Annotated in this window: 11 protein-coding genes and 1 pseudogene; 8 read left to right on the forward strand and 4 right to left on the reverse strand. The window is 63.0% G+C overall.

The window, feature by feature from the left end:
* Window positions 1-215 precede the first annotated feature (215 nt).
* The 4 genes and pseudogenes from hemH (at window position 216) to NKI21_RS18290 (ending at window position 4,091) form a co-directional block, all read left to right on the forward strand.
* A complete protein-coding gene (gene hemH, locus NKI21_RS18275) occupies window positions 216-1,280 on the forward strand; it encodes a ferrochelatase (RefSeq protein WP_352441865.1) in 1,065 nt (354 codons plus the stop codon).
* A 52-nt stretch (window positions 1,281-1,332) separates the two neighbouring features.
* A pseudogene (locus tag NKI21_RS18280) lies at window positions 1,333-2,543 on the forward strand (NAD(P)/FAD-dependent oxidoreductase).
* A gap of 121 nt (window positions 2,544-2,664) precedes the next feature.
* Entirely contained in the window at window positions 2,665-3,615 is a 951-nt protein-coding gene (locus NKI21_RS18285; RefSeq protein ID WP_127809389.1) for an SPFH domain-containing protein, read from the forward strand.
* 11 nt (window positions 3,616-3,626) lie between these two features.
* Window positions 3,627-4,091, forward strand: coding sequence for an NfeD family protein (locus tag NKI21_RS18290; protein ID WP_023810067.1), 465 nt, complete (start codon window positions 3,627-3,629; stop codon window positions 4,089-4,091).
* Window positions 4,092-4,156: 65 nt separating this feature from the next.
* Here the strand turns inward: NKI21_RS18290 and NKI21_RS18295 are convergent, their stop codons facing one another.
* Window positions 4,157-5,158, reverse strand: coding sequence for a KpsF/GutQ family sugar-phosphate isomerase (locus NKI21_RS18295; protein ID WP_352441864.1), 1,002 nt, complete (start codon window positions 5,156-5,158; stop codon window positions 4,157-4,159).
* A gap of 250 nt (window positions 5,159-5,408) precedes the next feature.
* Between NKI21_RS18295 and NKI21_RS18300 the strand changes: the two genes are divergently transcribed.
* Window positions 5,409-7,199: an outer membrane beta-barrel protein gene (locus NKI21_RS18300; RefSeq protein WP_352441863.1), complete on the forward strand. Its 1,791-nt coding sequence runs from the start codon at window positions 5,409-5,411 to the stop codon at window positions 7,197-7,199.
* Window positions 7,200-7,239: 40 nt separating this feature from the next.
* Here NKI21_RS18300 and galU read toward each other — a convergent pair whose 3' ends face one another.
* Window positions 7,240-8,145, reverse strand: a complete 906-nt coding sequence (galU, locus tag NKI21_RS18305) for a UTP--glucose-1-phosphate uridylyltransferase GalU (protein WP_023810070.1) — start codon at window positions 8,143-8,145, stop codon at window positions 7,240-7,242.
* A gap of 209 nt (window positions 8,146-8,354) precedes the next feature.
* On the opposite strand from galU, the gene NKI21_RS18310 reads away from it, so the two are divergent.
* Entirely contained in the window at window positions 8,355-9,575 is a 1,221-nt protein-coding gene (locus NKI21_RS18310; RefSeq protein WP_023810071.1) for a lytic murein transglycosylase, read from the forward strand.
* Window positions 9,576-9,703: 128 nt separating this feature from the next.
* The gene (locus NKI21_RS18315) at window positions 9,704-10,918 is read left to right on the forward strand and encodes an SGNH/GDSL hydrolase family protein (RefSeq protein WP_352441862.1); all 1,215 of its coding nucleotides are present in this window, start codon (window positions 9,704-9,706) and stop codon (window positions 10,916-10,918) included.
* Between the two features lie 158 nt (window positions 10,919-11,076).
* On the opposite strand, the gene NKI21_RS18320 is transcribed toward NKI21_RS18315, so the two are convergent.
* Entirely contained in the window at window positions 11,077-12,531 is a 1,455-nt protein-coding gene (locus tag NKI21_RS18320) for a glutamate synthase subunit beta (protein ID WP_352441861.1), read from the reverse strand.
* Window positions 12,532-12,671: 140 nt separating this feature from the next.
* Window positions 12,672-17,408 carry a glutamate synthase large subunit gene (gene gltB, locus NKI21_RS18325; RefSeq protein ID WP_352441860.1) on the reverse strand — a complete coding sequence of 1,579 codons (4,737 nt, stop codon included), beginning with the start codon at window positions 17,406-17,408 and terminating at the stop codon, window positions 12,672-12,674.
* Window positions 17,409-17,902: 494 nt separating this feature from the next.
* Here gltB and NKI21_RS18330 point away from each other — a divergent pair, with 494 nt between their 5' ends.
* A complete protein-coding gene (locus NKI21_RS18330; RefSeq protein ID WP_352441859.1) occupies window positions 17,903-18,952 on the forward strand; it encodes a threonine aldolase family protein in 1,050 nt (349 codons plus the stop codon).
* Window positions 18,953-19,066 lie beyond the last annotated feature (114 nt).

Consider the following 19,066-nt stretch of genomic DNA (forward strand, 5'->3'; position numbering starts at 1 on the left):
ACGCCGCCCCCCCGAAAACCGGACGGGCGTCCTGTTTTCGGGCTAATGCATGTCGCCCAAAAGTGAACTCGGTTTTGGGAGAACGACATGCATAAAAACAAAGACTTAAAGCGGGTCGTCTGAATCCATTCAGACAATCCGCTTTAAGGTGCGGCCAGACGCTGCATTGAATGCGCGCGCAAGATGGTTAGGTTCGCGTCTTCCGGAGAACCCTTATGACGCTTCCCACCCCTGCCGAACCCAAGGCCGCAAAGGCGCTCGGCCCGTTGCCCGCTGGGCATCCGCCGGTCAAGGCGGGCAAGATCGGCGTCATGCTGGTCAATCTCGGCACGCCCGACGGCACCGATTTCAAGCCGATGTGGCGGTATCTGCGTGAATTCCTGTCCGACCCGCGCGTCATCGAACTCAACAGGGCAATCTGGTATCCGATCCTCTATGGCCTTGTGCTCACCACGCGGCCCAAGAAGTCGGGCGCCAACTACGCACGGATCTGGAACCGGGAAAAGAACGAGTCGCCGCTGCGCACCTATACCCGCGCCCAGGCCGAAAAGCTGGCCGACGCGCTGAGCGACCTGCCTGATGTCGTCGTCGACTGGGCGATGCGCTACGGCAACCCTTCAACCGCCAGCATTGCCCAGCGTCTGGTCGACCAGGGCTGCGACCGCATTCTTTCCTTCCCGCTCTATCCGCAATATTCAGCGACGACCACGGCAACAGCCAACGACCAGCTGTTTCGCGCGCTGATGAAAATGCGCCGTGCGCCGGCCGTCCGCAGCGTGCCGCCCTACTATGACGAACCGGTCTATATCGAAGCGCTGGCGCGCTCGATCGAACGGCATCTGGCGACGCTGGACTTCGAGCCGGAGGTGGTCATCACCTCCTATCACGGCATTCCAAAACCGTATTTCGAGAGGGGCGACCCCTATCATTGCCACTGCCAGAAGACGACGCGGCTGCTGCGCGAACGGCTTGGCTGGGATGACAAGAAACTGATCATCACCTTCCAGTCGCGCTTCGGCGCGCAGGAATGGCTGCAGCCCTATACTGACAAGACGGTGGAAAAACTCGCGCAGGACGGCGTCAAGTCGATCGCCATCGTCAATCCCGGCTTTTCCGTCGACTGCATCGAGACGCTGGACGAGATCGGCCGCGAGGCGGCCGAAACCTTCCACCATGCCGGCGGCAAGAATTTCGCCCATATCCCTTGCCTCAACGATAGCGCGGAAGGGATGGCGGTGATCGAGGCCATGGTGCGGCGCGAACTGTCCGGCTGGGTCTGAACCGGAACAACGCCTGCTCCGAGGCGTTAAGGCGCGCCCTCCGGAGAATTCGATGTCCCGCAAACTCGACCTCAGTAGTGGCCGGCCCGTGTGGTCCGCCTATCGGGCGCCTGCGGTGCCGACGGACAGTCTGACCCGAGATGTCAAGACGGATGTGCTGATCGTCGGCATGGGCATCAGCGGCGCCATGATGGCCGAGGCGCTGACGGCCGATGGCCATCGGGTGATCTGCATCGACCGGCGCGGCCCGCTGAAGGGCTCGACGGCCGCAACCACCGCACTGGTGGCATTCGAAATAGACCAGCCTCTCTCCACGCTCGCGAAGATAGTTGGCAGAGCCTCGGCCCAGCAGGCCTGGCGACGCTCGCGGCTCGCCGTTTCCAATCTCGCCGGACGGATTGCCGAACTCGGCATCAACTGTGGCCTGAGGCGCATGCCATCACTCTATCTGGCCGGCACGATGCTTGGTCCGTCGGAACTGCGCGACGAGGCCGAGGCACGTCGGCTAGCCGGCATCGGCGCCATCTGCTTAACCCGACAACAGCTAGCCGAGAAATTCGGCATCGACCGCGAAGGCGCCATTCTCGGCCACGGCAACATCGCGCTCGACCCGCGCAAGCTGACGGCTGGGCTGCTGCTGAAATCCCTGGAGCGCAAGGCACGCTTCTATGCCCCCGTCGAAGCCACAATGATCGAGGACAGCGCCGAAGCTGTTGTCGTCGCGACCAGGGATGGCCCGACCATAACCGCACGACATGTTGTTCTGGCCACCGGCTACGAACTTGTAGACATCGTGCCGGCCGCGGCCCACCGGATCATCTCGACATGGGCGATTGCGACACGCCCGCAACCGCGAAAGCTCTGGCCGGACGCAGCGTTCATCTGGGAAGCGTCGGAGCCGTATCTGTATATGCGCACGACGGTCGACGGCCGGGTCATATGCGGCGGCGAGGACGAGGATTTTATCGACGAAGCGCGGCGCGACGAGCTGATCGCCGACAAGAGCACACGCATCGCCGAGAAGCTCGGCCTGATATTTCCGCATCTCGACACCAGACCCGATTTTGCCTGGACCGGCTCGTTCGGCACCACGACCACCGGCCTGCCTTATATCGGCGCATTCCCCGCCACCCGCGCATCCATGCGGTGCTGGGCTACGGCGGCAACGGCATCACCTTCTCGCAGATCGCTTCCGAGATTGTCCCGGCTTCGATCAACGGGCTGGATGACACGGATGCAAGGTTGTTTGCCTTCAACCGCTGAGTGCAACCCTATAAACAATCCATCATCACCTGATTGTAACGCATCTGAAATACACTTAAGTCTTTGGTGAAGTCGGCTGCGCGAGAATGGCTTGAGCGGCCTTCGTCTGAGGGAGAGCCAAATGGATTTCAGTGGTTTCGATATTGCGGTTGGTGCACTTGCACTTCTGGTATTGGTGCTGCTGATCAAAGGCATCAGGACAATCCCGCAAGGTTACAATTATACGGTGGAGCGTTTTGGCCGTTACACCAAGACACTGAGCCCAGGCCTCAATTTCATTTTCCCGTTCATCGACCGCATCGGCGCCAAGATGAACATGATGGAGCAGGTGCTCGACGTCCCGAGCCAGGAAATCATCACCCGGGACAACGCCATCGTCGGTGTCGACGGCATTGCCTTTTTCCAGATCCTCAACGCAGCGCAGGCCGCCTATCAGGTTTCCGGACTGCAGAACGCCATCCTCAATTTGACGATGACCAACATCCGTACCGTCATGGGTTCGATGGACCTCGATGAACTCCTGTCGAACCGCGACGCCATCAACGAGCGCCTGCTGCGCGTCGTCGATGAGGCGGCCCATCCGTGGGGCATCAAGATCACCCGCGTCGAAATCAAGGACATCAACCCGCCGGCCAACCTTATCGAATCGATGGGCCGGCAAATGACGGCGGAACGCAACAAGCGCGCGCAGATCCTTGCCGCCGAAGGCCTCAAGCAGTCGCAGATCCTCGAAGCCGAGGGCCGCAAGGAAGCCGCCTTCCGCGATGCCGAGGCGCGCGAACGTTCGGCCGAGGCGGAAGCCCGCGCCACCCAGGTGGTGTCGGAAGCGATCTCCAAAGGCGATGTGCAGGCGCTGAACTATTTCGTAGCGCTGAAATACACTGAAGCGCTTGGCAGGATCGGCACGGCCACCAACAGCAAGATCGTGCTGATGCCCTTCGAGGCGTCGTCGCTGATCGGCTCGCTCGGCGGCATCGGCGAGATCGCCAAGGAAGTCTTCCGCAGCGAAGGCACCACCGGCTCGCAAAGGCAGGCCGCGCGCCCGCCGGTCGTTCGCCCAACCGACAACTGAGGTCGAAACCAATGATCGACCGCATCGTTTCCGAACTCGGCCCGTGGAACTGGATGGTACTCGGTTTCGTGCTGCTGGTGATGGAAATCATCGCACCGGGTATCTTCATGCTGTGGATCGGCATCGCCGCGCTGATCATCGGCGCCGTGTCGCTGCTGATCTGGGACGCCGGCTTCTGGACCTGGCAGGTTCAGGTCCTCGCCTTCCTGGCGCTGTCGCTGGTCTCGGCCTATGTCGGCAAAAAGCTGGTCGGCAGCCGCAACGACCCGACCGACCAGCCGCTGCTCAACCGGCGCGGCGCGCAAATGGTCGGCAGGATGGCGACACTTGCCGAGCCGATCCGGGACGGACGCGGCCGCATCAAGCTGGGCGATACGCTGTGGCGTGTCTCCGGCCCGGATTTGCCGGCCGGCACGCAAGTGCGCGTGACGGGCGCAGCCGATACGGATCTGGAACTGACCGTCGAGGCGGTCTGAACGAGCGGCGTTAAGAGTGTGTCGAGATCCGGGTCAGGCCGGCATCACCTGAATATCGACGCGCCTTAGGCCGCGCCGATACGCAGCAGGTCATGCAGGTGGATGAGGCCGACTGGTTTCCGGCCCTCCACCACCATCAGGCTGGTGATGGCTGAATTGTTGATCGTTTGCAGCGCCGTTGCCACCAGCGTGTCCGGCGTCGCGGTCTTCGGGCCTTTTGTCATCACCTGATCCACCGTCATCGCCAGCAGATTGCTGCCGATGTGACGGCGGATGTCGCCATCGGTGATGATGCCGACCAGCGCGCCGTCGGCGTCGGTGATAGCGACGCAGCCAAACCCCTTGCGCGACAGTTCCAGGATCGCGTCCTGCATGCCGGTGCCCGCGACCACCAGCGGCAGCCTGTCGCCGACATGCATGATCTCGCGGATCTGCGTCAGGTTGGCGCCGAGCTGGCCGCCCGGGTGAAAGGTGCGGAAATGATCCGGCGTGAAGCCGCGTGCTTCGAGCAGCGCGATCGCCAGCGCGTCGCCCATCACCAGTTGCAGCAGCGTCGATGTCGTTGGCGCCAGGCCGTGCGGGCAGGCTTCCGGAGCGCGCGGCAAAAGCAGCACCACGTCCGCCGCCCGCGCCAGCGCCGATGTCTCTCCGGCGGTGATGGCGATCAGCGGAATGGAAAAGCGCCTGGAATAGGCGACGATGCCCATCAGTTCCTTGCTCTCGCCCGACCACGACATGGCGATGATGGCGTCGTCCCTGGCGATCATGCCGAGATCGCCGTGGTTGGCTTCTGCGGGATGGACAAAGAAAGCCGGCGTGCCGGTCGAGGCCAGCGTCGCGGCGATCTTCGAACCGATATGGCCGCTTTTGCCGACACCGGTGACGATGAGCCGGCCTTCAATCCCAGAGATCATCTCGACCGCCTGCGCGAAAGGCGCGGCCAATCCGTTCTCCAAGGCCTCGGCAAGGGCTGCAACCCCAGCCTGTTCTGTCGCCACCGTCCTCAGCGCCGAAGCGATCGAGGCTTGCCTGTCCGAAGGTTTCTTATCCATGGATCCCGCATGCATGGCTGATGCGATTAGCGCTTTGCCGGCGCGCTGTCCAACAGAAATGGCCCAAGGCATGTTGCCCGAACGTGTGCGGTGGTTTTTGACGACGGTAGAGGCGAAAACCAAAGGCTTGACGCACGCGGTATGAATGCCTTTGGAAATCAGCGCTTCAGGCGGCTGACGGGCCGCCGCCTCAACCCTCCGTTAACCATCCCCATTTACGGTTCGGTAAGTATGGCGCGCGTGCGCCGCGCAAGCAGTGGTGGCGATGTCCGGGGCCCAGCCAGAAAATTCGACAGGACGTGGGGGCAAGGCGGTCTGCGCCTTGCTGCTGGCAACCAGCATGTTTGCCTTGCTGCGCCCGACGGCGCTCCATGCCCAGGAAACCGAACTGCGCGGCGAGGTTTCGGAATCGGCGATCCTGTCCGACCAGCAGCGCAAGGCGAGACAGCTGGCCCTGGCAGCGCAGGGTCAACAGCCGGCCAATGCCGCGCAGGACAATGCGCCGGCCCGCACCTACCTGCCGGCCAGCGCCGGTGCCGTGCCTGACGACGCCGACACTGGCGACGCCACCGCGACCGGCAGCCTCTTCGACCCGCCCGCAGCCACTGACGACATGTCCGCCGACACTGCGGCGCCGCCCAAGCCTCGCCGCCGCTCATCGACCGCCAGGCAGAATGCTGCTGACCAGGCCAAGGACAAGGCTGCCGACAAGTCGAAAAAGAAGAAGAAATCGACGGCCGACACCTCCGACATCACCGCTTCCACGACGGCCTCCACGACGGACGCCGCCGATGGTGCAGAGACCGATGCGGACACGGCCAACCGCCGCGCCCTCACCATCGACAGTGCCGACAGGCAGAAGCTCGACCCAGGCGCAGAGCGCACGGACGCCATCGAAGGCCAGAAGAAGAAGCCGGAGGATGATCCGTTTGCTGCCACCGGCGTCAAATGGGGCTCGTTCGTCATCCGGCCGACGATCGAACAGGGCCTGACCGCCACCTCGAACGGTGATTCGAGCAGTGCCGGCACGTCGGCGCTGCTGTCCGAGACGGCGCTGCGCTTTTCCGCCGCCTCCGACTGGCGCGAGAACTCAGCCACGATCGACGGCTATGGCCTTTTTCGCGAGACTGTCTCGGGTTACCCGGTTCACGACGAGCAAGGGCGCATCGAAGGCCAGCTCAATGTCGACCTCGACAATGAGTTGCGCGCCATCGCCAAGCTCGGCTACGAGGCCGTGCCGGAATCGGCATCATCGCCGGACGCCATCGCGGGCGTCAGCAAGCAGCCGCTGCGGCAGACCATCGATGGCAGCCTCGCCGTCGAAAAGCATCTCGGCAAGATGCAGTACACGTTGACCGGCGCGGTCTCGCACGACTTCTACGGCGACGCCAAGCTCTCGGACGGCACCTCGCTGTCGCAGAAGGATCAGGACTCCACGCTCTACACGGCGACGTTGCGCACCGGCTACGAGATCTCCCCTGCCCTGACCCCTTTCACCGAAATCGAGGTCGGCCACCGGACTTATGATCAACGCATCGACAATGAAGGCTTCGAGCGCTCGTCGACGCGGCTCGGCGCCCGCGCTGGCCTTGCACTCGACATGGGTGAGAAGCTGTCGGGCGAATTCTCGGCCGGCTGGCTCAGGGAAGCGATCGACGACAAAAACCTTGACGCGATCTCTGGTGCCACCGTCAACGCCGACCTCAAATGGTCACCCGAGCGCGGCACAACGATCGGCCTGACCGGGCGGACTACCGTCGAGCCCACGACCACATCGGGCGAAAGCGGCGACATCCTCTATTCCGGTCGCCTGACCGGCGAGCGCCAGATTCGCGCCAACCTCACCGCCAATGCGGCTCTGGGCCTCGACTGGCGTGATTACATCGGCATCGACGGCCATGACAGGGTGTTGAGCGCCGAGGCCGGACTGACCTGGTGGCTGAACCGCTACGCCGGCCTGACCACAAGAGTGAGGACCGAGAAGCTGACCAGCAATCTGCCGGGCCGGGACTACACCGCCAACAGCATCTTCCTCGGCGTGAAGGTGCAGCGCTGAACGGCCGCACCAACGACATCCGGCCGCTCGCTAGAATACCTTAAAACGCAGCGCCGCGGCGCTCAGACGGCTTCAGCTCGTCGAGAAGCGTGCGGATGACGCCAGCCATGTTCTCATTCATGTCGCTGCGCCACAGCGCGAAGGCGACGTTGGCCTCGACGAAGCCTTCCGGCGATCCGCAGTCGAACGTGCGGCCTCGATAGTGGTAGCCGTAGAAGGGCTGCTGCTTTTCCAGCTTCAGCATGGCGTCGGTGAGCTGGATCTCGTTGCCGGCGCCTTTTTCCTGGCCTTCGAGGATCTTGAATATCTCCGGCTGCAGGATGTAGCGGCCGTTGATGTAAAGGTTGGACGGCGCGGTGCCGGCCTTCGGCTTTTCCACCATCTCGGTGATGCGGAAACCGTGATGCGTGTCCTCGCCGCGGCCGACGATGCCGTATTTGTGGGCTTCGGCGGGAGCGCATTCCTGCACCGCGATGATGTTGTTGCCGGTCTCCTCGTAGAGCTCGACCATTGCCTTCGTGCAGCTCTTCTCCGACTGCATGATCATGTCGGGCAGCAAAAGCGCGAAGGGCTCGTCGCCGACGAGCTCGCGGGCGCACCAGACGGCGTGACCAAGTCCCATCGGTACCTGCTGGCGTGTGAAACTGGTCTGCCCCGGCGCCGGCTGCAGCCGTTGCAGGCGGGCGAGCTGGTCGTCTTTGCCGCGCTGGGCCAGCGTGTCATAGAGTTCGAACTGGATGTCGAAATGGTCCTCGATGACGGCCTTGTTGCGGCCGGTGACGAAGATGAAATGCTCGATGCCGGCCTCGCGCGCCTCATCCACCACATACTGGATCACCGGCCGGTCGACGACGGTCAGCATTTCCTTGGGGACAGCCTTGGTGGCCGGGAGAAACCGTGTGCCGAGACCGGCGACCGGGAAGACTGCCTTGCGAACTCTCTTCATGCTTTCAATTATCCGTTTGAGGGCCAGCTCCGCAATCCCCGTTCCAAGACATTTTCACGCCGGAATTGGGGACTACTGGGCAACTGAGAGGAATGTCCACCGGTAAAGCTTCGAAGCGTCTTTTCGTTCCCGGTGGCGCCTATGGTAAACTAATTCCTAACCTGGTTCGGCGATGAATGGTCTTTCCTGAGACAGAGAAGGAGGAAAAGATGTCCGTTCGCAATGCCGCAAAACGTTTTACCAGCGTCATAGCGGCAGCCAGCCTATCGCTCGCTCTGCTGATGCCTGGCCCCGCTTTCGCCGATGCCGGTTTCCGGCAGTGGGTCGCCGGCTTCCGCGCCACCGCCGTGCAGAGCGGCGTTTCCGGCGCCCTCTACGACCAGGCCTTCAGGAACATCAGGGATATCGATCCGGTGGTGCTGGAAAAGGCGCGTACGCAGCCTGAATTCACGGCTCCTGCCTGGGACTATTTCGACAACCGCGTCCATGACCAGTCGGTCGCCGTCGGCCAGCAGATGGCCAGGAAATGGAAGCCGTGGCTGGATCGGATCGAGGCCAGGTTCGGCGTCAACCGTTACATCCTCCTGGCCATCTGGTCGATGGAATCGAACTATGGCGAGATCCTCAAGCGCGACGACATCATGCGCAATGTCGTGCGCTCGCTGGCAACCTTGGCCTATGCCGATCCGAAGCGGGCGAAATTCGCCCGCACCCAGCTGGTCGCCGCACTGAAGATCCTGCAGACCGGCGACATCGACGAAAGCCATCTGAGCGGATCCTGGGCCGGCGCCATGGGCCACACCCAGTTCATTCCGACCAGCTATCTGCACTATGCCGTCGACATGGACGGCAATGGCAAGCGCGACATCTGGAATTCGATCCCCGATGCGCTGGCGACATCAGCCAATTTGTTGAAGAAGAATGGCTGGCAGGCCGGCAAGACCTGGGGCTATGAGGTCGCCTTGCCGGCCGGCAAACTTCCCGCCGGGTCCAAGACGCTGTCGCAATGGCAGGCGCTGGGCGTCGTCAGGGCCAACGGCAAGCCGTTCAAGAACGGCTCAGACAAGGCGACGTTGAAGGTGCCGGACGGCCGCAACGGGCCGGCCTTTCTGATGATCAAGAATTTCACGGTCATCAAAGCCTACAACAATGCCGACAAATATGCGCTTGCCGTCGGCCTTCTTGCCGACGAAATCGCCGGCTCCAGCGGTCTCGTGCAGGACTGGAAGCGGCCTTTCACCAAGCTCACTTTCGAGGAAAGGCAGGAGCTGCAGCAGCGGCTTTCCCAACATGGCCTTTATGACGGCAAGTTCGACGGCAAGATAGGCGACGGCTCGAAATCAGCCATCTTGGCTTTCCAGGCCAAGGCCGGCTTGACCCAGGACGGTTACCCGAGCATGGAAGTGCTGAAGTGGCTCCGGCAGAAATAGAGCCGCCTGCGGTGCCGCGCGGCCTTTCGGCCGCGCAAAGGACGCTGTAGCAATCTGGTTGGCGCAAAGTCCGTTTGAAAAGTACGACTTTTCAAAAAAAGGGCTGCGCCAAGGGATGGAGGAAACGATTGGCTTCGGCTGCGCGCATCGCAGGGCTTGTTCGTCGCATGCCGGTGCTCATCCTGGCCGTGATCGTGCTCACCGTCGGTGTGGCTGGCGCCTTTCATGCGCCCGCCATGGCGCAGGAGCAGCAAAACCGCGGCTGGTCGCTGCGCGACCTTCTGTTCCCGCGCCGCAGCGAGCGCATCGAGCCGCCGCAGGACATCCAGAAAGCAAGGCCCAGGCCCAAGGCGAAAAAACCCCGCGCCCCTCGCCCGCCCGCGGAACCGGAAATCCCGGTGGTCGACAAGGCACCGGACGCCCGCACCGTCCTGGTAGTCGGCGACTTCATGGCGGCCGGCCTCGCCGAAGGCCTCGACACCGCCTTTGCCGAGAATACCGGCGTCAGGATCGTCGTTCGCAGCAATGGCTCGTCCGGCTTCGTACGCGACGACTTCTACAACTGGCCCGAACAGATCAAATCGCTGATCGAGACCGAAAAACCTGCCGCCGTGATCGTCATGCTGGGTTCCAACGACCGCCAGCAGATGAAGGTGGGTGACGTGCGCGAACAACCCCGCTCTGAAACCTGGACCAAGGAATATGAGCGCCGGACCGAGGCGTTCGGCAAAGCTATGGCGGAGGCAAAGGTACCTTTCCTATGGGTCGGCATGCCGGCGTTCCGGGTGCCGAAGATGACCTCCGACATGCTGGCCTTCAACGACATCTACCATCAGGCCGCTGAAAGCCATGGCGGTGAATTCGTCGACGTCTGGGACGGCTTCGTCGATGAGAACGGTGCTTTCGTCACCAGCGGCCCCGACATCAACGGCCAGCCGGTGCGGCTGCGCGCCGATGACGGCATCAACGTCTCGAGGGCGGGCAAGCGCAAGCTCGCCTTCTACACCGAAAAACCGCTGCTGAAGATCCTCGGCCTGACCGCGCCTGGAAGCGTGGTTACGCCGTCCGCTCCGGCGGGCGCCCCTGTCGAGGCGCCGGCGCCGGCCGCGGCCCCCATCGTCATCGACCGCACCGCGCCGATGCTGCTCAGCGATCCGGCACTCGACGGTGGCTCCGAACTGCTGGGCGCGGCACCGCCGGCGAAGGCAAATCCGGACCTGCCCGGTGAAAAGCTTGTGGTCGAGGGCAAGGCACCGATTGCATCGCCCGGCCGCGCCGACGATTTCTCCTGGCCGCCGAAGGCCGCAGCCACCACCGACACCACGACCGCGATCAATCGTTAGCATCGCAAAGCGGCTCTGAGGCCGTTTCGAAACTTGCTCCTGCGAGTCATATGATGGTGTTTGCGAGAACCGGAGTGGAGCGTACATTTGAGTACGCGAGCACCGGAAGCGCAGAAAACGCCTTCAGATGGCCGCAGGAGTAGAGTTTTCAAATGGGCTCAGCGGGGTAGGACGCTCGACCCCATCAGCGCCTCGTCGATCGAACGCGCCGCCTGGCGGCCCTCGCGGATCGCCCAGACGACCAGCGACTGGCCACGACGCACGTCGCCGGCCGCATAGAGCCTGTCGACGCTGGTCCTGTAGTCGCGGTCATTGGCCTCGACATTCCTGGAACGGCGGCTGTCGGTGGCGATCTTCATCTGCCCGTCCAATTCTCCCGCCACACCGGCCGCGGCCGGCCCGGCAAAGCCGATGGCGATGAAAGCGAGATCGGCACGAATGACGAATTCGGTGCCGGCGATCGGCTTGCGCTTGTCGTCGACCTCGCAGCACTTGACGCCGGTCAGCTGGCCTTCCTCGCCGATGAATTCGAGCGTCGCCACCTGGAATTCGCGCTCCGCGCCTTCGGCCTGCGAAGACGAGGTGCGCATCTTGGTCGCCCAATACGGCCAGACCGAAAGCTTGTCTTCCTTCTCCGGCGGCTGCGGGCGGATATCGAGCTGGGTGACACGCACCGCGCCTTGGCGGAAGGCCGTGCCGACACAGTCGGACGCGGTATCGCCGCCACCGACGACGACCACATGCTGGCCGCCGGCGATGATCGGATGCGACGGCCACGCCACCGACTGGATCGGTTCGCCGCCGACTCGCCTGTTCTGCTGCACCAGATAGGGCATCGCGTCATGCACGCCGCCGAGATCGTCGCCGGGAATGCCGGCCGCGCGCGGCGTTTCCGATCCGCCGCAATAGAGCACCGCATCATGTTCGGCGAGCAGCTCGGCAACCGGCTTGTCGACGCCGACATTGACGCCGCAATGAAAGGTCACGCCCTCACCCTGCATCTGCTCGATGCGCCGGTCGATATAGTGCTTCTCGATCTTGAAGTCGGGAATGCCGTAGCGCATCAGCCCGCCGGGCCGGCTTTCGCGCTCGTATACATGAACATCGTGGCCGGCGCGGCCAAGCTGCTGGGCCGCCGCCATGCCGGCAGGGCCGGAGCCGATGACGGCGACGCGCTTGCCGGTTTTCTTTTCCGGCGGATAGGGCCTGATATGGCCGGTTTCATAGGCCTTGTCGGCGATCGCCTGCTCGACCGTCTTGATGGCGACGGGAATGTCCTCGAGGTTCAGCGTGCAGGCTTCCTCGCAGGGCGCGGGGCAGATGCGGCCGGTGAACTCCGGGAAATTGTTGGTCGAATGCAGGTTGCGGATCGCGTTGTCCCAGTCGCCATTGTAGACGAGGTCGTTCCAGTCTGGGATCTGGTTGTGGATGGGGCAGCCGGTCGGCCCGTGGCAGAACGGAATGCCACAATCCATGCAGCGCGCGGCCTGTTTCTCGACCTCCTTGTCCGACATCGGCAGCGTGAATTCGCGGAAATGCCGGATGCGATCGGAGGCCGGCTGGTACTTGTGCACCTGCCGGTCGATTTCGAGAAAGCCTGTTACCTTGCCCATAGTCCAGTTCCTGCTGTCCAGATGGTACGGTTTTCGCCGCACCCGTTAACCCCTTGAGGCAGCCATGGCAACCTTTCGCACGAGGTCAAACTATCGATGAAGATGGGCCGGGAAACCTGGGCCCCCCGGCAATTCCAAATCTATTCCGCCGCCACGCCCATGCGCATGCGTTCCATCTCGATCAGCGCGCGGCGGTATTCGACCGGCATGATCTTGCGGAATTTCGGCCGGAATGTCGTCCAGTCGTCAAGGATCTCGCGGCCACGTACCGACCCGGTGTAATGCACATGGTTGGAAATCAGCTGGTAAAGCCGCTCCTCGTCATGGCTGGTCATGTCGCCGGAGACGTCGACGCGGCCCTTGTGATCGAGGTCGCCGCCATGGTGCAGCAGCCTTTCCATCAGATCGTCTTCTTCCGGAACCGGCTCCAGCTCGACCATCGCCATGTTGCAGCGCTCGGCGAAATCACCCGCCTCATCGAGCACATAGGCGACGCCGCCAGACATGCCGGCGGCGAAGTTGCGGCCGGTCTGGCCGATGACGACGACGATGCCGCCGGTCATGTACTCGCAGCCATGGTCGCCGACGCCTTCGACGACGGCGGCGACGCCCGAATTGCGCACGGCGAAACGCTCGCCGGCGACGCCGGCGAAGTAGGCCTCGCCCTCGGTTGCGCCATAGAGCACCGTATTGCCGACGATGATGGACTCAGCCGCGACGATCTTGGCCCCTTCCGGCGGCCGGATGATGATGCGTCCGCCCGACAGGCCCTTGCCGACATAGTCGTTGCCGGCGCCGACAAGCTCGAACGAGATGCCGCGCGCCAGGAAGGCGCCGAACGACTGGCCGGCGGTGCCGGTCAGCTTCACCTGGATCGTATCCTCGCGCAGGCCTTTGTGCTTGAAGCGCTTGGCCACTTCACCCGACAGCATGGCGCCCGTCGAGCGGTCGACATTGCGGATATCGACCTCGATCTTGACCGGCAGCTTGCTCTCGAGCGCCGGCTTTGCCAGCTCGATCAGCTTGCGGTCGAGCACGTCGTCGATCGGGTGCTTCTGCCGCTCGGTCCAATGCACGGCCTCATGCGGCGCATCCGGCTTGAAGAACATCTTCGAGAAATCGAGCCCGCGTGCCTTCCAGTGCACGATCAGGTCGCGCTTTTCCAGAAGATCGGTGTCGCCGATGATCTGGTCGAGATGGGTGTAGCCCATCTCGGCGAGCAGCTCCCTGACCTCTTCCGCGACGTAGAAGAAGAAGTTGATGACATGCTCGGGCGTGCCCTTGAAGCGCTTGCGCAGCACCGGATCCTGAGTCGCGACGCCGACCGGGCAGGTGTTGAGATGGCACTTGCGCATCATGATGCAGCCGGCCGCGATCAACGGCGCGGTCGAGAAGCCGAATTCATCGGCGCCGAGCAGCGCGCCGATGATCACGTCGCGCCCGGTGCGCAAGCCGCCGTCGACCTGCAGCGCGACGCGCGACCGCAAGCCGTTCAGCACCAGCGTCTGGTGCGTCTCGGCAAGGCCCATTTCCCAAGGGCTGCCGGCATGCTTGAGCGAGGTCAGCGGCGAGGCGCCCGTGCCGCCGTCATAGCCCGAAATGGTGATGTGGTCGGCGCGTGCCTTGGCAACGCCCGCCGCAACCGTGCCGACGCCGACTTCCGACACCAGCTTGACCGACACGTCGGCCGCCGGATTGACGTTCTTCAGATCGTAGATCAGCTGTGCCAGATCCTCGATCGAATAAATGTCGTGATGCGGCGGCGGCGAGATCAGGCCGACGCCCGGCGTCGAATGCCGGACCTTGGCGATGGTCGCGTCGACCTTGTGGCCGGGCAACTGGCCGCCCTCGCCGGGCTTGGCGCCCTGCGCCACCTTGATCTGCATCATGTCGGAATTGACGAGGTATTCGGCCGTGACGCCGAAACGCCCCGAGGCGATCTGCTTGATCGCCGAGCGTTCGGGGTTCTTGCCGCCGCCGGGCAGCGGCAGATAGCGGTCGGCCTCTTCGCCGCCCTCGCCGGTGTTCGACTTGCCGCCGATCTGGTTCATCGCGCGCGCCAGCGTCGTGTGCGCTTCGCGCGAGATCGAACCGAACGACATCGCCCCGGTCGAGAACCGCTTGACGATGTCGGCCGCTGACATGACGTCGTCGAGCGCCGCTTTCTTGCGGCCGGTTTCTCCGGCCAGCTTGATCTTGAACAGGCCGCGAATGGTCTGGGCGCGGGCCGTCTCGCTGTCGATCTGGGCGGAATAGTCCTTGAACGTTTCCCACGATCCCTGGCGCACGGCGTGCTGCAAGGTGGCGACAGCGTCGGGCGACCAGATATGGGCCTCGCCGCGCATGCGGTACATGTACTCGCCGCCGACCTCGAGGCTGTTGCGCAGCACGGGGTCGTTGCCGAAACCGTCATTGTGGCGGCTTAGCGTCTCGGCCGCGATCTCGTCCAGCCCGACGCCTTCGATCAGCGTCGCGGTGCCGGTGAAATATTGCTGCACGAAATCGGTCTTCAGGCCGATGGCGTCGAAAATCTGCGCGCCGCAATAGGACTGATAGGTCGAGATGCCCATCTTGGACATCACCTTGAGGATGCCCTTGCCGATCGACTTGATGTAGCGCGTGACGACTTCGTAGGCGTCCACCTCCTTCGGCAGTTCCCCGCGCTTGTGCATGTCGAGCAGCGTGTCGAAGGCAAGGTAAGGGTTGATCGCCTCGGCGCCATAGCCGGCAAGGCAGCAGAAATGATGCACTTCGCGCGGCTCGCCGGATTCGACGACGAGCCCGACCGAGGTGCGCAGCCCCTTGCGGATGAGGTGATGATGGACCGCAGCCGTAGCCAGCAGCGCCGGTATGGCGATGCGGTCCGGCCCGACCTGGCGGTCGGACAGGATGATGATGTTGTAGCCGCCGGCGACCGCCGCCTCCGCCCGCTCGCACAACCGGTCGATGGCGCCCTGCATGCCCGCGGCCCCTTCGGCCGAGCCATAGGTGATGTCGATCGTCTTGGTGTCGAAGCGGTCCTCGGTGTGGCCGATGGAACGGATTTTTTCGAGATCGCCATTGGTCAGGATCGGCTGGCGCACCTCAAGCCGCTTGCGGCGCGAATTGCCGACCAGGTCGAAGATGTTGGGCCGTGGCCCGATGAAGGACACCAGGCTCATCACCAGCTCCTCGCGGATCGGGTCGATCGGCGGATTGGTGACCTGGGCGAAATTCTGCTTGAAATAGGTGTAGAGCAGCTTCGACTTGTCCGACATCGCCGAGATCGGCGTGTCGGTGCCCATCGAGCCCACCGCCTCCTGGCCTGTTGTCGCCATCGGCGACATCAAAAGCTTGGTGTCTTCCTGGCTGTAGCCGAACGCCTGCTGGCGATCGAGCAGGCTGACATCCTTGCGCAGCGCGCGCGGCTCGACCGGCTTCAAATCTTCGAGGATGAGCTGTGTGTTGGCGAGCCAGGTCTTGTAGGGATGCTTGGTCGCGATCTCCGACTTGAGCTCCTCGTCGGAGACGATACGCCCCTTCTCCAGGTCGATCAGCAGCATCCGGCCTGGCTGCAGCCGCCACTTCTTGACGATCTTCTCCTCGGGCACCGGCAGCACGCCGGCTTCCGAGGCCATGATGACGCGGTCGTCGTCGGTGACGATGTAGCGTGCCGGGCGCAGGCCATTGCGGTCGAGCGTGGCGCCGATCTGGCGTCCATCGGTGAAAACCACCGCCGCCGGCCCGTCCCACGGCTCCATCAGTGCCGCATGGTATTCGTAGAAGGCCTTGCGATCGGCATCCATGAGCTTGTTGCCGGCCCAGGCTTCCGGGATCAGCATCATCATGGCGTGGCTGAGCCTGTACCCGCCCTGGAACAGGAACTCGAGCGCATTGTCGAAGCAGGCGGTGTCGGACTGGCCGTCATAGGAAATCGGCCACAGCTTCGAGATGTTGTTGCCGAACAGTTCGGAATCGACCGACGCCTGGCGCGCAGCCATCCAGTTGTTGTTGCCGCGCACGGTGTTGATCTCGCCATTGTGGGCGACCATGCGGTAGGGATGCGCCAGCTTCCAAGACGGGAAGGTGTTGGTCGAGAAGCGCTGGTGGACGAGGATCAGCGCGGTCTCGAAGCGCGGATCGATCAGGTCCTTGTAATAGGCGCCGACCTGGTAGGCCAGGAACATGCCCTTGTAGACGATGGTGCGCGCCGACAGCGACACGCAATAGGCGCCGATGTCCTTGTTGTCGTTCTCGGCGTAGATGCGGCCCGATATCACCTTGCGCAGCAGATAGAGCCTGGCCTCGTATTCCTCGTCATCGGTAATGTCTGGCGTGCGGCCGATGAATATCTGCCGATGGAACGGCTCGGATGCCACGATGTCAGGCGCCTTCGACAGCGACGAATTGTCGACGGGCACGTCACGGAAACCCATGAGCGGAAGCCCCTCGGATTGCGCCGATTCGGCAATGATGTCCTCGATATGGGCGCGAAGGGCCGCGTCCTGCGGCATGAACCAGTGTCCAACGCCGTACTGGCCGGCCGGCGGCAGGTCGATGCCCTGGGCCGCCATCTCCTCACGGAAGAATTGGTCGGGAAGCTGCACCAGCACGCCGGCGCCATCGCCGACCAGCGGATCGGCGCCAACGGCGCCGCGATGCGTCAGGTTTTCGAGCACAGCCAGCCCGTCCTTGACGATCTGATGCGACTTCACGCCCTTCATATTGACGATGAAGCCGACGCCGCAGGCGTCATGCTCGTTGCGAGGATCGTAAAGGCCCTGGGCGGAAAGGCCGTTGGCGGTTCGGCCAATATCGGTCCGGGACATGGTTTTGACGGTTGCCGCTTTCGTCTGCGCGGCCTGGCCGTTCGTCGCAGAGTGCGTCATGTCCGTCATCTCCTGTCCTCCATTCCCAGCCATTCAGGCGCTGGTTTGCCTCGGCAAGCGCTTGGCTCACCCTGATCCTTGTGGCACGTCTTGCGAAATCCTTGCCGAACCAGGCGGCTTTCCGCATGGATCGCATCTGGTAATCGTACAGGCCAGAGTCTGGCTGTCCACCTGTCGCTCGCGGCAACAGCCGGAGAGGCCCAAATGATACGCCAATCCAGCTCGTTTTGTGCGACAAAATAAGACAGCACTACTGTCCTAAATTTTTATCGCAGAAATCTGGGACGCACACAAGACCGATTCACAAAAAACTTGGGCTTTCCGCGACAGAAAATGTCGTGAAGTTGAGGAAAAACGTAAGCTTCAGTCTTCGACCTGGGCTTTGTCGGTTGGCTGGCTTTACCATTTTTCCGGCGCCTGGCCCCTTGCGGTCCGCTCGCGAAACCGGTCAACTTCAGGCTGATTTCCCCAAAGCCCCGATCTCCCAAGACATAGGCAGATGCATGTTCTTCGCTTCCGACAATTGGGCAGGCGCCCATCCCAATATTGCCGCCGGCCTGTCGGCCAATGCCGGCGGCTTTTCCACCGCCTATGGCGACGGTGCGCTCGACCGGGCAGTCTACCAGCGCTTCAGTGAGATTTTCGAACGCGAGGTCGCGGTGTTCTTCGTGGCCACCGGCACGGCCGCCAACTCGCTGGCGCTCACCGCTTACAACAAGCCGGGCGGCATTTCCTTTGCTCATCGCGAATCGCATGTCATCGAGGACGAATGCGGCGCGCCGGTGTATTTTTCCGGCGGCTCTCGCCTGCATGACATCGATGGCGCGCTGGGCAAGATCGATCCGCCCAATCTGGAAAGGACCATCGGCCGTTTCGCACCGGAAATCGTCCATTGGGGACGGCCGATGGCCGTTTCGATCACCCAGTCGACCGAGGTCGGCACCATCTACGGCCTGGATGAGATCGAGACGATCTCCGCGATCGCCAAACAATATTCGGTGCCCCTGCACATGGATGGCGCCCGCTTTGCCAATGCGCTGGTCGCACTCGACACGACACCGGCCGAAATGACCTGGAAACGCGGCGTCGACATCCTCTCCTTCGGCGGCACCAAGAACGGCTGCTGGTGCGCCGAGGCGGTCGTGCTGTTCGATCTTGATCGTGCCAGGGAATTGGCCTTCCTGCGCAAGCGCGCCGCCCAGCTGTTTTCGAAATCGCGCTTCGTCGCGGCGCAGTTCGAGGCCTATTTCAAGGATGGACTGTGGCTGGACACCGCCCGCCACGCCAACGCTATGGCCGCACGCCTTGCCGCCGCGATCGAGGATTCGGCCACGGCCAAGCTGGCATGGCTGCCGCAGGCGAACGAGGTTTTCGCGGTGATCAAGAAAGCCGAGGCCGAGGGGCTGCAGGCCGCGGGGGCCGCCTTCTACGACTGGCACAAGCCGCATGGCTTTGACGGCCACATCGGCGAGGACGAGTTGCTCTACCGCTTCGTCACCAGCTTTGCGACGACAGCCGATGAAGTCGACCGTTTTGGCCAGCTGATCGCCTGATAACGGATATCCCGGACAACAAAAAAGCGGGGGGGCTAGTGGGCGGCGTAGGGGATGTGGGGGTGCTGGTTTTTTTTTTGTTTTAAAAAAATTAGAAGACCACAGAACGAGTCG

Source organism: Mesorhizobium sp. M0715, assembly GCF_040320355.1.
In the GTDB taxonomy this organism is placed as follows: Bacteria; Pseudomonadota; Alphaproteobacteria; order Rhizobiales; family Rhizobiaceae; genus Mesorhizobium.